Consider the following 14,363-nt stretch of genomic DNA (forward strand, 5'->3'; position numbering starts at 1 on the left):
AACGGGTTTTACTGGTCGCTCCAGACTGCGAGTTCATTACCCGCCGGATCGGTGAAATGAAAACGTCGTCCGCCCGGAAAGGCAAAGATCGGCTTCACGATGATTCCGCCAGCTTCCGTCACGGCCTGAAGCGCGGTTTCGAGCCTCAGCGCATAAAGCACCGGCAGCGGCTTTGCGGTTGCTTGCGGGTCGGCGTCAAAGCCGCCATCCAATCCTTCCGAGAAGGCTGAATAGGTCGGGCCGTAATCGGTGAAAGACCAGCCGAAGGCACGCGCATAGAAACTCTTGGTCGCATCAAGCGATCCGTTTCCAGCTGGCATTTCCAGATAGTCGAGCTTGCCCGTGATACGCATGGTCCAACTCCAATATGTTCTTTGTTTGTTCTTATTTTTGCTGTATCTGCCCAGCAGAGTCAATCCGTTATGTGGCCTCCGCGCAGCTATTCCCGCCTCTAATCGATTCTATTGTCGCGGCTTGTCTTTTTTGGTTGGCAGCAGCCTTGCGGATCGCATAAGCAACGGACAGCAGGTTCTGGGAGTACTTGCAATTGTTGCAAGCCTTTTGTGAACCGTTCCTGCATCAAGGGAGGCCATGATGGCGAAGTGGGTGTACACGTTCGGCGACGGCAAGGCGGAAGGTGCGGCAAGCGACCGTAATCTTCTCGGCGGCAAGGGAGCGAATCTGGCTGAAATGAGCAGCCTCGGTCTGCCCGTACCGCCCGGCTTTACGATCACCACCGAAGTCTGCACCTATTATTACGACCATGACCGCAATTATCCGTCCGAACTCGACGAGCAGGTGCGCGCAGCGCTTGTCCATATTGCCAAGGTGACAGGCCGTAATTTCGGCGATGCTGATAAGCCGCTGCTGGTGTCGGTTCGCTCCGGCGCACGTGCCTCCATGCCCGGCATGATGGATACGGTGCTTAATCTCGGCCTCAACGACGAAACCGTGCAGGCCATCGCCCGCGAAGCCGGTGACGAGCGCTTCGCCTATGACAGCTACCGCCGTTTCATTCAGATGTATTCGGATGTGGTGCTGGGCGTCGATCATGGTTTCTTCGAAGAAATTCTCGAAGACAAGAAGGCCGATCTCGCCGTCGATGTCGACACGGCGCTGACGGCGGACGACTGGAAAGATGTCATTTCGCTCTACAAGGCCAAGGTCGAGGAAGAGCTGGGCCAGCCTTTCCCGCAGGACCCGCATGAGCAGCTTTGGGGCGCCATCGGTGCTGTTTTCTCCAGCTGGATGAATGCGCGCGCCATCACCTATCGCCGTTTGCACAATATCCCGGCGGCCTGGGGCACGGCGGTCAATGTGCAGGCCATGGTGTTCGGCAATATGGGTGAGACTTCCGCCACGGGCGTAGCCTTCACACGCAATCCTTCGACCGGCGAGAAGAAGCTTTACGGCGAATTCCTCGTCAACGCGCAGGGCGAAGACGTGGTGGCGGGCATTCGCACGCCGCAGAACATCACCGAAGAAGCGCGCATCGCTGCCGGTTCCGACAAACCGTCGCTGGAAAAGGTGATGCCGGAAGCGTTTGCCGAATTCCTCAAGGTCGCCGACCGACTGGAACAGCATTATCGCGACATGCAGGATCTGGAATTCACCATCGAGCGCGGTAAGCTCTGGATGCTCCAGACCCGTTCGGGTAAGCGCACCGCCAAGGCCGCGCTTAAAATGGCCGTCGAAATGGCTGGCGAAGGGCTGATCACCGAGGAAGAGGCCGTGCTGCGTATCGATCCCGCGGCGCTGGATCAGCTGTTGCACCCGACCATCGATCCGCGCGCCGAGCGTCAGATCGTCGGTCAGGGCCTGCCCGCCTCGCCGGGCGCTGCGACGGGTGAAATCGTCTTCTCGTCGGAAGATGCCGAACAGGCGAAGTCTGAAGGCCGCAAGGTCATTCTGGTTCGTATCGAAACCAGCCCGGAAGACATTCATGGCATGCACGCAGCAGAAGGCATTCTGACGACACGCGGCGGCATGACCAGCCATGCGGCGGTCGTGGCGCGCGGTATGGGCAAGCCTTGCGTTTCGGGTGCGGGATCGCTGCGCGTCGATTATCGCAACGGCACCATGCTGGCTGCCGGCCAGACCTTCAAGAAGGGCGATGTTGTCACCGTCGACGGTTCGAGCGGGCAGGTGCTGAAAGGCGCTGTCGCCATGCTTCAGCCGGAGCTTTCCGGCGACTTTGGCCAATTGATGGAATGGGCCGACCGCCAACGCCGCATGAAAGTACGCGCCAATGCCGAAACGCCTGCGGATGCCCGCACGGCCCGGTCTTTCGGCGCGGAAGGCATCGGTCTTTGCCGCACCGAACACATGTTTTTCGAGGGAAGCCGCATTGTTGCGATGCGCGAGATGATCCTCTCCGACAATGAAGAAGGCCGTCGCGCAGCGCTGACCAAGCTTCTGCCGATGCAGCGTTCCGACTTTGCCGAACTGTTCGAAATCATGAAGGGCCTGCCGGTCACGATCCGTCTGCTCGATCCGCCGCTACACGAATTCCTGCCGCATACGGACGAGGAAGTCGCCGAAGTGGCCAGCTCCATGGGCGTAGACGCGGTGAAGCTGCGCGAGCGCGCCGAAAGCCTGCACGAGTTCAACCCGATGCTGGGCCATCGCGGCTGTCGCCTGGCGATTTCCTATCCGGAAATTGCGGAAATGCAGGCGCGCGCCATTTTCGAGGCTGCCGTCGAGGCAGGCAAGATAACCGGCGAACCGGTGGTGCCGGAAGTTATGGTGCCGCTGGTCGGCCTCAAGGCGGAACTGGATTTCGTCAAGGGGCGCATCGATGCGGTGGCTCAGGACGTCATGAAGGAAGCGGGCGTCAAGATCGACTATATGGTCGGCACGATGATCGAACTGCCGCGTGCAGCTTTGCGCGCAGCGGAAATCGCCGAAACGGCAGAGTTCTTCTCGTTCGGCACCAACGACCTGACCCAGACTACATTTGGCATTTCGCGCGATGACGCGGCAGGCTTCCTCACTACCTACCAGCAGCGTGGTGTAGTGGAGCAGGACCCATTCGTGTCGCTCGATGTGGATGGTGTGGGCGAACTGGTGCAGATCGCCGCCGAGCGTGGACGCAAGACGCGCGACAAGATCAAGCTCGGCATTTGCGGTGAGCATGGTGGCGATCCGTCGTCTATCGCCTTCTGCGAAAAGACCGGCCTTGATTATGTGTCCTGCTCGCCGTTCCGCGTGCCGATTGCCCGGCTCGCCGCCGCACAGGCAGCCGTGCGCAAGGCGTAAAGCCAAAAGAAAGCGCTCCCGAAAAGGAAGGAGCGCTTTCGCTCTGGCAAGGAAAATCCCTATAACAACAAAGTGTTAGTATGTCGGCCCCATTCAGTTGGGTCGGCACACTGGACAATATTGCCCGACGTATTAAAATCCTTCGAAATTTACACTTTCAGAAGAACGGGCCATGCGTCGTTTCATTTCTGCGGCGGGGGCCGCGCTTGTTTTCGCTTGCAGCACGGCAGGCGCTGTCGAGGTTTCACCGCAGGATGCGGCCCAACCGGAAAAGGTTCGGATCGTGGAGCCGCAGCTGCACATCGCACGCGGCGGCAGTGCAACGCCGCAAGTGGCGCTGACGCTTGATGCCTGCATGGGCAAGACGGACCATCGCATTCTCGATACGCTGGTCAAGGAGCGCATTCCCGCGACGATCTTTGTGACCGGGCGCTGGTTGAAACAAAACGCGGAAGCCTTTGCGGTGATGAAAGCCAATCCCGACCTGTTCGCGATTGAGGATCACGGCGCTATGCATGTTCCGGCCATTACCAATGTGCCGACGATGTATGGCATCAAGACCGCCGGATCGCTGGATGCCGTGCGCTCGGAAATCGAAGGCGGATCGACGTCGATTGTCGGGGCTGGTGCGCCAAAGCCGCAATATTATCGCGATGCGACAGCCCGCTATTCGACCGATGCCGTGGCGCTCGCCACAAGCCTTGGCTACAAGATCGGCGGTTATTCGCTGAATGGCGATCAGGGCGCATCGTTGCTGGCGCCGACTGTGGCGCGGCGCATATCGGCGGCCCGCGATGGCGATGTCATCATCTCGCATATCAATCAGCCGACACGGTCGGCGGGCGAGGGCGTTGCCAACGGCATAATGGCTCTGAAGGCCAAGGGCATGAAATTCGTACTGCTGCGCGATGTTGAAACGTCGATGACGCTGAACCCGGTGCCTGCGCACAATCTTCAGGCAGGTGTTCCAGGCGTCAAAAAATCCACCCCGCCGAAATGATCAAGCGCCGTTGGTCTGCTCCTTCGGCGACAGGCTTTTCATGACGGCGGCATAGTTGCGGCCAAGGCTTTCGAAAAGCGCATTCTCGCCCTTCGGCGGTTCGACCGACAGGGTTGTGCCGTCATTGCGCAGCGTGACGAAAATCACCTGATCCTGCGGCTGCCCGGCAATGGCGATCGCGCCGATGCGCTGGGCTTCGCTGGTGTCGAGCGCCGGCATGTTGAACAGAACTTCGCCACCCACACGTTCTGCGGCCTTGGCAAGCGCTGCATCAAACCCCTCGATCAGCACGTCAATGGCCCCGAGCGCAAATTCCAGCTCGACGGCTTCGAGCGTCATCGTACTTGTTTCAAGACCCGTCTGGGCGCTTTCTTCGGCGCTGCCCGACCGGGTGGTGGTGCCAATCCCGTTGGCACTGTTTTCAGGCGCGTGGTTCATTCCGTCCTCTCCGACGAATCCGAAAAAAGCCCCCTAATAATCGATCATGCCCTTCATTAGTAGTTGCTGCAATGCTCTTTTGATTGATTTACCTCGCTTTTTTCTGTTAGGCGGCAATAGTGAGCCAAAAATAGCCTGCACTTCATGCGTTTTTAGTGTTCCGTGATCGCGCAATACGTGTGCTTTTCAGGCAGTAAAGATGATTATGCAAAACTGTACAGCTGGATGTTTTGCCGGGTTCAAATCTCTCTGCTATTCATGAGCGTGGCTGAATGTTGTGGCCGTTTTGGGATTCTGCCGAAAAGTGCTTTGTATTTTTCGGGATGTGCTTCTGGGAACCTGGATGAGAAAACTTCGCTATCAGCGGCGACAGTCGCGTTCTGCGGTCTGGGCCTTGCGGTTCGGGGTCTTCGCTGCCGTATTGCTGGCGCTGGCTTTCGTGCTGCACCGCTTCTGGAAGCTTGAAACGCCTGATTTCGTCCTTGCCGCCGGGTTGAGCGGCGCTCTGGCCCTGCTGGCGCTGATCTGCGCAGCCAAGGGTTTTCGCAATCTCTGGGTCAATGGCGACAAGGGCGGGGCGCGATCCTTCACGGCCTGCGTGTTTGCCTGCATCGTGCTGACGCCGCTCGGTTTGCTGGGCATGCTCTGGATCAGCTCGCCAGCGCTCTACGATATTTCGACCGATTTCGAGACGCCGCCGCAATTTCCCACCGATATGCCCGCCCGCCTGCAATGGATGAACCCGCTGACACCGGCGGTCAGCGGCGATGCGCTGACACAGCTCACCGCCTATCCCGATGTACTGGGCCGCCGCTATGAGGCAGCGCCCGACCGCGTGGCGCAGGGTGTGCAGACCGTGTTGAAGAGTTTCGGCTGGCAGGTGATCGTCAACGATGCGCCGTCGCCGGAGGAAAGCGCCACCCGCTTTGTTGCGACGGCGCATAGTTTCATTCTCGGTCTCAAGAGCGATATCGTCATCCGGCTGCTGGATGAAGGTGAAACCACCTATGTCGATATCCGTTCGCTCTCGCGCTATGGCAAGCGCGATCTGGGGCAGAATGCGGCCTTCATCACCGAATTTCTTGGAAGCCTGGAAGGCGAAGTGAACAAGGCACCTGCGGACGTCGAATAGCGTTGTTTATGCAGGCTGGTAGATGCTTTCGAGCGACGGGTCGCCTTCGGTCACGATTTCCCCGCGCCCGACCAGATCTTCCAGATGCGCCAGCACCGACAGAGCTGCTGCGCCATGCAAGCGCGGATCGGTGTCGCGATAGATCGCCTTCACCATGTCGCCGATGGTGCGGTCGCCTTGCATGATGCGCTGAAAAACCGCGCGCTCGCGCATTTTGCGATGGGCCCGCAATCCGCGCACAAAGGCGGCGGGCTTGGTCACCGCACCGCCATGGCCGGGCAGATAGACATGATCGTCACGTGCCAGAAGCTTTTCGAGCGAGGCCATATAGTCGCTCATTGAGCCATCCGGCGGGGCGACGATGGAGGTAGCCCAGGCCATCACATGATCGGCCGAAAACAGGATATCCGTGCCTTTCAGCTCGAATGCCATGTGGTTTGCGGCATGGCCCGGTGTGTGAAGGCCTTGAAGCGCCCAGCCATCGCCTTCAACGGTTCCGCCATCGGCAAGCACGATATCGGGCGCAAAATCCGTGTCGGCGCTGGCTTCGAGCACGTTCACTTCGCCCGCATGATAGGGGCGGGCGGGCCGGTGCGGGCCTTCGGCAACCGTTTTTGCACCCAGCTCGTTTTTGAGGCGCTCGGCTAGCGGCGAGTGATCACGGTGCGTGTGGCTGACGAAAATATGGCTGACGGGGCGTCCTGCAATGGCGGCAAGCAGAGCCTGATAATGGGCCTCATCGACGGGACCCGGATCGATGATTGCCAGCGTGTCCCGGCCAACGATATAGCTGTTGGTGCCATGAAAGGTGAAGGCGCTCGGATTGTTCACCGTCACGCGGACAATCCCTTTACTTAGCTCAACCGGCTTCCCATATTCAGGAGAGAAACTGCTGTCGAAAACGAGCGCCATGGAAGTCATTTCCAATTTATTTATGGTGTTATTGTCGAAACGGCATAGGCCTTATATAGTGGGATTTCAAACGGTAACTGCCTGATACGTCAAGAATGGACCTGAGACGGTTATGCGTTCGGAATTCGGAAATCGTATTCATCACGGTCAGGAGTTGGATATGCCGCACAGAGCAAAATCACGCGTCGCTACCGCATCGCTCGCCGCCGAATCTCGTCAAACAAGACAGCTCGCCCGAATATTCTCCTTCCTTTCCCTTGGCCTGATCGGCGCGGCGCTCGTTGCGATTGCCGCTGGGGTGAAGGTTGATTTCATCTATATGATCATGGCGGTGCAGGCGGTGGCGCTCTTGGGCATTTCAGCGCTCTACGGCTCTTCAAAGAAAAAGTGAAACGCGCTCCCGCGCAAATATGCAGGGCTTATTTCACCGTGGTTGCGAGAGGCCGGATCATGTCCGGCCTTTATCATATCTGATTGAAACTGCTTCGCGATTGACAAGCGGCGCGGGACAACGCTTTGTCATACTCCAGTACTGTTTTTCGGGAGGCAAAGTTGAAGGTTGAGACGCTCGCGGTAGAGCCGCTGACCAAGCAAGCATTCGCGCCATTCGGCGATGTCATCGAGGTTGAAGGGGCGGAACGGCGTCTCATCAACAATGGTTCGACCGAGCGTTTTCACGATCTGGCGCGCGTCGAGGCAGAAGGTACGCAAGCGCGTGTGCTGATCAATATTTTTCGCGGCCAGTCTTTTGAGCCGCCCATCGATATCATCATGATGGAGCGTCATCCCTTCGGTTCGCAGGCTTTCATTCCGCTGGAACGGCGTCCGTTTCTGGTCGTTGTCGCTGAAGATGCCGGCAGCAAGCCCGCGCGTCCGCGTGTTTTCCTTGCCAATGGCGATCAGGGTGTCAATTATCTCAAGAATGTCTGGCATCATCCGCTTCTGGCGCTTGAGCAGAAATCGGATTTTCTCATTGTCGACCGCGCTGGCAAGGAGGACAATCTGGAAGAATATTTCTTCCCGGATGTCGTTTTCCGCATCCAGTCGGCCAAACCAGTCTGAATATTATTCGAGGGAAACATGGGCAGACTTTCCACACACGTTCTCGACACAGCGCATGGCAGCCCGGCTGCGGCAATGCGCATCGAGCTCTATCGCATCAGCAAGGGCACACCGGAACTGATCAAGCGCGTTGTCACCAATCTGGACGGGCGCACTGATGCACCGCTGCTGACCGGCGACGACATGCAGATTGGCGTTTACGAGCTGCAATTCCATGTGGCCGAGTATTTTGCAGGGCGCGGGGCCGATCAGGCCAATCCGCCTTTCCTCGATCTCATTCCGATCCGGTTCGCCGTGGCGGATGTGGACGGACATTATCACGTGCCGCTGCTCGTCAGCCCTTGGTCCTATTCCACCTATCGCGGCAGCTGATCCGCACTTATCCCCGTGTCGTTCGCCTGGACTAAGCTCTTCGTACCACCAAACATGAGGAGCCGAACATGGATGAAACGCCCAATCTGAAACTTCCCTATATTCTGCCCAGTCAGGCGCAGAAGCATGTCACGCATAATGAAGCATTGCGGCTGCTGGATGCGGTGGTGAATTTAAGTGTGAAATCGCGCAGCCTCACCGCCCCACCGGCAGCACCTTCCGCTGGCGCGCGCTATATCGTTGCGTTGCCCGCCACGGGCGTATGGTCCGGCAAGAACGGCATGGTCGCTTCGTTCATCGATGATGGCTGGCTGTTCATTCAACCGGCGATCGGCTGGCAAGCCTATGTCGAGGCGGAAGCGCAGCTTCTGGTTTTCGATGGAACGGACTGGAACCCCACCGGTGGCGGCGTGCCGGATGAACTGTCCGTATCGATGCTGGGCATTCAAGCGACGGCGGATGCGGTCAATCGTTTCGCTCTTTCGGCGGCGGCAAGCCTGTTCAACAATGCAGGCGCGGGGCATCAGATCAAGGTCAACAAGCAGGCCGCGACCGACACCGCGAGCCTTCTGTTCCAGACCAGCTGGACCGGCTATGCCGAAATGGGCCTGAACGGCAGCAGCGATTTCAGCATCAAGGTGAGTGACGATCTGGGCACGTGGCGTCAGGCAATGCGTGTGGATCGCGCGACGGGCAATGTCGCAATCGGAAGCAATACACCGGTGACGCGTCTTGATGTCGATGGGCCGATCCGGCCTGCATCCTATTCGAAACTCACAATGCCTATCGCCGCGAATCACGGCGCGGGCGCCTTGATCTACGTTACGGATGCGTCGGCGGGCGCGCAGCTTGCCTATTCCGATGGCAGCGCATGGCGCAGCATCAGAACCGGCATCTTGATATCCTGAGTGGTATCTGTCTGGAAAAGCGAAATTTTTCCAGACAGGTCGCCTTTTCCGACGCTTTTATGCCGCACCGGCATATTAATCGCCTGAAACGTGTTCGTTAATCTTATGCAGGCTCAATTCATATGGTTCGTCTGGCGGACTCATGCTAACGGTTGCGGAATAATTCTAGGGGCTTCATCCGTCGGGTAAAAAGAGAGTTTTTTGCTGCCGACAGGAGCGGTATTTGTTTCGCTCTGTCTTGAGAGCAGGATAATGCGCGTATGAGTTTGAGATATCCTTGGCAAAGGCTGGCGCTTTTGCCACGACTGACCAAGCAGATTATTTTGATGCTGAGCGATTGCGTTCTGCTGTTGCTCAGCGCTTATCTGGCATTTGTCATTCGTCTGGGCTTTGTTTTTACGCCCAGCAAGGCACAACTTTTTCTGATTGTCATCGCGCCCATTCTGACCGTTCCGGTTTTCATCCGGTTCGGACTTTATCGGGCGATCATCCGCTATCTGGCGGAACGCGCCATCTGGCCGATCTTTCAGGCGACCGCAGTGGCGGCTCTTTTCTGGGTCGCGCTGGTCTTTCTGATGGAGCTTTACGGCAATGCCGGTCTGCCGCGCTCGGTTCCGCTTCTTTATTGGCTGTTGAGCACGGTGCTGATCACGGCAAGCCGTTTCGGCGCGAAATGGTTGCTGCGCAATGCCGAAACCGGCCGGACTTATACCAGCTCGGCGCTGATCGTTGGCGTCGGAGAGCCTGCGCGCCAGCTGGCGACGGCGCTGCGCAGCCATAGCGATACGATGGTCGTTGGCTTTGTCGATCCGGCAGGGCAGCTCAAGGGCATGGATATTATCGGCCTGCGTGTCTATGGGGCTGAAGAAATGCCTGCCCTTATTGAAAATTACGGCGTCAAACAGGTGCTGGTATCCGAGCCGGGGCTCGATCAGAAACAGCGTCAGGACTTTGCCCGTCTGCTTGGCCGGCTTCCGGTCAATACGCGGATTCTACCCCCGATTGCCGATTTGAGCGCAGGCAAATATCTCGTTTCGGCGCTGCGCAATATCGAAATCGATGACCTTCTTGGTCGCTCGCCGGTGCCACCGGATGCAGAACTGCTGCGTGAAGTGGTCGAAGGTCGCCGCATCATGGTGACGGGCGCAGGCGGCTCTATCGGCAGCCAGCTTTGCCGGACCATCGTGCAGTGGAACCCTGAATGTCTGGTGCTGTTTGAATCGAGCGAGTTCGCGCTTTATCAGATCGAGCGCCAGTTGCGACAAATTGCGTCCTGCCAGATCGTGCCGGTGCTGGGGTCCGTGCGCGACCGCGCTTATGTCGAGCAGGCGCTGCGCAATAATCACATTGACACGGTCTATCACTGCGCTGCCTATAAACATGTGCCGCTGGTCGAGAAAAATCCTCTCATCGGCATTTGCAACAATGTGTTCGGTACGCTGGACGTGGCGGAAGCCGCGCTCGCATCCGATGTCGAGCGCATGGTGCTGATTTCGTCGGACAAGGCGGTTCGGCCAACGAATGTCATGGGCGCGACAAAGCGTTGGGCCGAACTGGTCGTCTATTATTACGGCTTGCTGGCCGCACAAGCGGGCAAGGAAAAAGCCTTTTATTCGGTCCGTTTTGGCAATGTGCTTGGGTCGAATGGCTCGGTTGTGCCGCTTTTCCGCGAGCAGATCGCCAATGGCGGGCCGATCACCCTGACCCACGAGGACATGACGCGCTATTTCATGTCGATCAAGGAAGCGGCGGAACTCATCGTGCAGTCGGGCGCGATTGCCGAATCCGGCGATACGGTGCTGCTGGAAATGGGCGAGCCGGTTAAAATCCGCGATCTGGCCGAGAACATGATCCTGCTGGCCGGACTGACGATGCGCAATGCGGAAAACCCGAATGGCGACATCGGCATTGAAGTGACGGGCATTCGCGAAGGCGAGAAGATGTACGAAGAGCTCTTCTACGATCCGTCGCAGGCGCAAACCACCCGGCATCCGAAGATCATGCGCGCGCCGAAAGGAAACAAGGCGGCCGTTAATGTGCCGGAAAGCCTTCAGCGCCTTCAGGAGGCGATGGAAAGCGGCGATGTGGAAACAGTGCGCAAGGTTCTCTTCAGCGTTATAGCTTCCTGAAACGTCCACGAAAATCCAGCAGCAGCACCAGCGTGGCGACCACTGCGACGAGCAGGAAAGCCACGCGCGTGATCAGATGGTCAAGTGCCAGCAGCGCTATCGCACAGGCAATCAGGATGAGATTGAGAAGCGCCACGTGGCCGACAACCTTCAAAACACTCCATCCGGCGCGCTTGGCGACCTGATAGGCGTGTTTCGAATGGGCTTTTAGGATGTTCTCGCCTTGTGCAAGACGCATGATAATGGTCGAGCCAGCATCCAGAATGTAGTAAAGCGGCAAAATCAAAGCCACGACGATATGGGTTTCCCGCGCCAGCACAAGTAGGGCTGTGCCGGTTAGAAGACCCAGCGGCAAGCTTCCCGAATCACCAAGGAAAATGCGGGCAGGGGGGCGGTTGAAGAACGCGAAACCCAGCAGCGCCCCTGCGATGGCAGCCCCGAGACCGCCGCTTTCCATGCCAGCAAGATCAAGCGCTGCGAGCAGAGCAACGCCCGCCAGAGGGAGCCCCAGTCCCGCAACGGTCAACAGGTCGAGACCGTCCATGAAGTTCGTGACATTGATGGCGACCAGCAGCGCAAGCACGATCAATGCTGCTTCCAGCCAGTGTGGTAGCAAATCGGGCAAAAGCCGGAAGTCAGGTCCTAAGCCATAAAGAACGATGCAGGCAGCCAAGAGCTGCGATCCGAGGCGAATAAGCTCGGAAAGCTCGTAACGGTCGTCCAGCCCCCCGACGATCCACAGCAGCCCCGATGCGCCGACCAGACAGAGCTGCAACCGACTGGCAATTTCCAGATCGGTCCCGAAGATCAGCAACGTTACGAGCACGGCAGGAATAAGCGCCAGTCCGCCGATTTGCCTTGCTGCCACACTATGGTTTGAACGCGAATTCATCCGCGCTGCCAGAAAGGTGGGCGGCAGTAGGCGGGAAAGGACTATGAGACCCAGGCTGCACAGAACGGCACTGAATAAAAACGAGATTGCCAAAAAAAGCATACGGATACCGACTGCAAATAAGACTGATAACAGGGATTATCAGCTTTGCCGGTCAACGCAAATCCCTGCTTGCATTGCGGGTGGAAGAAGTAAGCTGTTGGATCGGCATAGCGCTTGAACTGGTAGTTTATACACCAGCGTGGATTTCGCGATTAGGCGATTGCGCTTGCCAAATGAAGCGGCTATAAGGCCGCGCAACCGATTGCTTCGGTTTGATTTGTTGGGGCGTAGCCAAGCGGTAAGGCACCGGTTTTTGGTACCGGCATTCCCTGGTTCGAATCCAGGCGCCCCAGCCATGAATATAGATTGTTTTATAAACAGTTTGACCTTGTAATTTATGGTAACCGCCAACTGCCGTCGTGGTTGTGTGAGCGGGCGCGACTTATTGAAGCCTTATTCTCCACTCATTCCATGATCGGAATGGTTGACTCTTTGAAAACTATTCCTCTAGTACGCACATCATCTGCGTTTTGGTTTTCATAGTTGTCAGGACAAATTTTGGGAATTTTGCGATTGATGCAGGGCTATCATGCGCGTTGACTCTTTGGAGCAGCACATAACTGTAGACACGATTTCTATTCGCCCCAAGGCAGGATTTTCAGCTGCGTTGGGCGATATTTTTGACGCCATCTCAAAATATCGTTTGGCATTGATATTTGGATGGCAGGATGTCGCGCAGCGTTATCGCCGGTCAAGGGTCGGTGCGTTCTGGCTTACTTTAAATATGGCTGTTTTTATCGGCGCACTCGGAATCATTTTCGGGACGCTGTTTCAGTCTGAAATGAGAGTATTCCTACCCTATTTATGCGCTGGTGTTATTATGTGGGGGTTCATTTCCACATCCCTATCTGAGGGTTGCACGACTTTCAGCGCTTCTGATGGTATCATTCTTCAGGTGAGGCTGCCGCTTTTCACGCATATAATGCGGACGCTTTGGCGCAATGTTATTATCTTTGGCCACAACATTGTCATCTTTCCAGTTGTTGCCCTAATACTAGGGCGCGGATTTAACGCTTATGTGTTTTTGAGCATCCCCGGTTTCCTGCTGGTGTGTCTCAATCTTGCATGGGCAATGCTGATATTGGCTGTCATCTGCGCGCGTTTTCGCGACATGACGCAGGTTATTACAAATATTCTGCAGGTCATGTTCTATGCCACTCCTATCATGTGGATGGTCAAGACTTTACCCGGGCACGTATCGCATGCCTTTATTGACTGGAATCCATTTTATCATTTGATCCAACTGGTGCGTGCGCCTTTGTTCGGCGAAGCGCCCGCAACATTGAGTTGGCTTGTCGCTGGAGGCCTTGCCGTTGTTGGCTGGGGTGTTGCATTGGTATTCTTCGGCAGGTACCGCTGGCGCGTGGCTTATTGGTTGTAAATTCATGACTTTCATCAAACTTCAAAATGCGAGTGTGGAATTTCCTATCTACAACTCGTCCAGCCGTTCCTTAAAGAACCGTGTCCTGAGTGTTGCTACCGGCGGAAAAATCGAGCGCCGAACTGATCGAACTGTTATTATTCGTGGTCTGGACGATGTCACCATAACATTGAATGACGGGGATCGGGTGGGGTTGATCGGCCACAATGGCTCCGGTAAGACGACTTTGCTGCGTGTGCTTTCCGGGATTTACACGCCAACGCAGGGTACTGCGCTGATCAACGGCCATACGATTTCGCTTATTAATATCAATCTGGGTATCGACCCAGATGCGACGGGGCGCGAGAATATTCGGTTGCGTTGCGCGATGATGGGTATGCATCCCGACGAAATAGCTGCAAAAATCGATGACATCTCAGAGTTTTCTGGGCTTGGCGAATTTCTCGAAGTTCCTTTCAGAACCTATTCGACTGGTATGCAATTGCGTCTCGCTTTTGCAGCGTCAACATCGATCAATCCAGAAATTCTGATAATGGATGAATGGCTGTCGACTGGAGATGAAGACTTTAAAGTGCGCGCTAATCAGCGTATGCGCAACCTTGTGGACTCGACTAAAATTCTGGTACTCGCCAGCCATTCGCGCGACTTGCTCGAGAAGAACTGTAACCGAGTGATCTGGTTGGAGCACGGTCGCGTTAAAATGGACGGCAGTACATCTGAGGTTTTGAATACTTATTTCGGCTGATTGAAAAGCAAGGTGACCTTCTATGCAGTTGC

Annotated in this window: 14 protein-coding genes and 1 tRNA gene; 11 read left to right on the forward strand and 4 right to left on the reverse strand. The window is 56.6% G+C overall.

Annotated elements, in window-relative coordinates; all coding sequences use genetic code 11:
* Nucleotides 1-8: 8 nt before the first annotated feature.
* Entirely contained in the window at nucleotides 9-353 is a 345-nt protein-coding gene (locus HWD97_RS13845) for a VOC family protein (protein ID WP_371835136.1), read from the reverse strand.
* 241 nt (nucleotides 354-594) lie between these two features.
* On the opposite strand from HWD97_RS13845, the gene ppdK reads away from it, so the two are divergent.
* Together ppdK and HWD97_RS13855 are read left to right on the forward strand one after the other, a co-directional pair.
* A complete protein-coding gene (ppdK, locus tag HWD97_RS13850) occupies nucleotides 595-3,258 on the forward strand; it encodes a pyruvate, phosphate dikinase (RefSeq protein WP_371835137.1) in 2,664 nt (887 codons plus the stop codon).
* Between the two features lie 172 nt (nucleotides 3,259-3,430).
* The gene (locus HWD97_RS13855; protein WP_371835138.1) at nucleotides 3,431-4,258 is read left to right on the forward strand and encodes a polysaccharide deacetylase family protein; all 828 of its coding nucleotides are present in this window, start codon (nucleotides 3,431-3,433) and stop codon (nucleotides 4,256-4,258) included.
* Here HWD97_RS13855 and HWD97_RS13860 read toward each other — a convergent pair whose 3' ends face one another.
* Complete coding sequence (locus HWD97_RS13860; protein ID WP_036592710.1) at nucleotides 4,259-4,597, reverse strand: hypothetical protein; 339 nt, start codon at nucleotides 4,595-4,597, stop codon at nucleotides 4,259-4,261.
* Nucleotides 4,598-5,039: 442 nt separating this feature from the next.
* On the opposite strand from HWD97_RS13860, the gene HWD97_RS13865 reads away from it, so the two are divergent.
* A complete protein-coding gene (locus tag HWD97_RS13865) occupies nucleotides 5,040-5,828 on the forward strand; it encodes a DUF1499 domain-containing protein (protein ID WP_371835139.1) in 789 nt (262 codons plus the stop codon).
* A gap of 6 nt (nucleotides 5,829-5,834) precedes the next feature.
* On the opposite strand, the gene HWD97_RS13870 is transcribed toward HWD97_RS13865, so the two are convergent.
* Entirely contained in the window at nucleotides 5,835-6,740 is a 906-nt protein-coding gene (locus HWD97_RS13870) for an MBL fold metallo-hydrolase (protein ID WP_339439908.1), read from the reverse strand.
* 112 nt (nucleotides 6,741-6,852) lie between these two features.
* Here HWD97_RS13870 and HWD97_RS13875 point away from each other — a divergent pair, with 112 nt between their 5' ends.
* The 5 genes from HWD97_RS13875 (at nucleotide 6,853) to HWD97_RS13895 (ending at nucleotide 11,211) form a co-directional block, all read left to right on the forward strand.
* A complete protein-coding gene (locus HWD97_RS13875) occupies nucleotides 6,853-7,131 on the forward strand; it encodes a hypothetical protein (RefSeq protein WP_371835140.1) in 279 nt (92 codons plus the stop codon).
* Between the two features lie 161 nt (nucleotides 7,132-7,292).
* Nucleotides 7,293-7,802, forward strand: coding sequence for an ureidoglycolate lyase (locus HWD97_RS13880; protein WP_371835141.1), 510 nt, complete (start codon nucleotides 7,293-7,295; stop codon nucleotides 7,800-7,802).
* An 18-nt stretch (nucleotides 7,803-7,820) separates the two neighbouring features.
* Nucleotides 7,821-8,174: a hydroxyisourate hydrolase gene (gene uraH, locus HWD97_RS13885; protein WP_283736071.1), complete on the forward strand. Its 354-nt coding sequence runs from the start codon at nucleotides 7,821-7,823 to the stop codon at nucleotides 8,172-8,174.
* A 68-nt stretch (nucleotides 8,175-8,242) separates the two neighbouring features.
* Nucleotides 8,243-9,082 carry a DUF2793 domain-containing protein gene (locus tag HWD97_RS13890; RefSeq protein ID WP_371835142.1) on the forward strand — a complete coding sequence of 280 codons (840 nt, stop codon included), beginning with the start codon at nucleotides 8,243-8,245 and terminating at the stop codon, nucleotides 9,080-9,082.
* A 260-nt stretch (nucleotides 9,083-9,342) separates the two neighbouring features.
* A complete protein-coding gene (locus HWD97_RS13895) occupies nucleotides 9,343-11,211 on the forward strand; it encodes a polysaccharide biosynthesis protein (RefSeq protein ID WP_371835143.1) in 1,869 nt (622 codons plus the stop codon).
* Here the strand turns inward: HWD97_RS13895 and HWD97_RS13900 are convergent.
* On the reverse strand, nucleotides 11,198-12,205 hold the full coding sequence (locus HWD97_RS13900) for a glycoside hydrolase (protein ID WP_371835144.1): 1,008 nt from the start codon (nucleotides 12,203-12,205) through the stop codon (nucleotides 11,198-11,200). The two genes, HWD97_RS13895 and HWD97_RS13900, sit on opposite strands and share 14 nt — an antisense overlap.
* A gap of 221 nt (nucleotides 12,206-12,426) precedes the next feature.
* On the opposite strand from HWD97_RS13900, the gene HWD97_RS13905 reads away from it, so the two are divergent.
* From HWD97_RS13905 to HWD97_RS13915, 3 genes are all read left to right on the forward strand, one after another.
* Nucleotides 12,427-12,501: transfer RNA gene (locus HWD97_RS13905), tRNA-Gln, on the forward strand.
* A gap of 233 nt (nucleotides 12,502-12,734) precedes the next feature.
* Complete coding sequence (locus HWD97_RS13910; RefSeq protein WP_371835145.1) at nucleotides 12,735-13,586, forward strand: ABC transporter permease; 852 nt, start codon at nucleotides 12,735-12,737, stop codon at nucleotides 13,584-13,586.
* Between the two features lie 4 nt (nucleotides 13,587-13,590).
* Nucleotides 13,591-14,331 carry an ABC transporter ATP-binding protein gene (locus HWD97_RS13915; protein WP_371835146.1) on the forward strand — a complete coding sequence of 247 codons (741 nt, stop codon included), beginning with the start codon at nucleotides 13,591-13,593 and terminating at the stop codon, nucleotides 14,329-14,331.
* The last annotated feature ends 32 nt before the right edge of the window (nucleotides 14,332-14,363 follow it).

It is taken from the genome of Ochrobactrum sp. C6C9 (assembly GCF_022627935.1).
Classification (GTDB): Bacteria; Pseudomonadota; Alphaproteobacteria; order Rhizobiales; family Rhizobiaceae; genus Brucella; species Brucella teleogrylli.

Coding starts and splice junctions, on each gene's coding strand:
- HWD97_RS13845 (WP_371835136.1), bottom strand. CDS start 353: ATGCGTATCACGGGCAAGCTCGACTATCTGGAAATGCCAGCTGGAAAC.
- ppdK (WP_371835137.1), top strand. CDS start 595: ATGGCGAAGTGGGTGTACACGTTCGGCGACGGCAAGGCGGAAGGTGCG.
- HWD97_RS13855 (WP_371835138.1), top strand. CDS start 3,431: ATGCGTCGTTTCATTTCTGCGGCGGGGGCCGCGCTTGTTTTCGCTTGC.
- HWD97_RS13860 (WP_036592710.1), bottom strand. CDS start 4,597: ATGACGCTCGAAGCCGTCGAGCTGGAATTTGCGCTCGGGGCCATTGAC.
- HWD97_RS13865 (WP_371835139.1), top strand. CDS start 5,040: ATGAGAAAACTTCGCTATCAGCGGCGACAGTCGCGTTCTGCGGTCTGG.
- HWD97_RS13870 (WP_339439908.1), bottom strand. CDS start 6,740: ATGGCGCTCGTTTTCGACAGCAGTTTCTCTCCTGAATATGGGAAGCCG.
- HWD97_RS13875 (WP_371835140.1), top strand. CDS start 6,853: ATGCGTTCGGAATTCGGAAATCGTATTCATCACGGTCAGGAGTTGGAT.
- uraH (WP_283736071.1), top strand. CDS start 7,821: ATGGGCAGACTTTCCACACACGTTCTCGACACAGCGCATGGCAGCCCG.
- HWD97_RS13890 (WP_371835142.1), top strand. CDS start 8,243: ATGGATGAAACGCCCAATCTGAAACTTCCCTATATTCTGCCCAGTCAG.
- HWD97_RS13895 (WP_371835143.1), top strand. CDS start 9,343: ATGAGTTTGAGATATCCTTGGCAAAGGCTGGCGCTTTTGCCACGACTG.
- HWD97_RS13900 (WP_371835144.1), bottom strand. CDS start 12,205: ATGCTTTTTTTGGCAATCTCGTTTTTATTCAGTGCCGTTCTGTGCAGC.
- HWD97_RS13910 (WP_371835145.1), top strand. CDS start 12,735: ATGCGCGTTGACTCTTTGGAGCAGCACATAACTGTAGACACGATTTCT.
- HWD97_RS13915 (WP_371835146.1), top strand. CDS start 13,591: ATGACTTTCATCAAACTTCAAAATGCGAGTGTGGAATTTCCTATCTAC.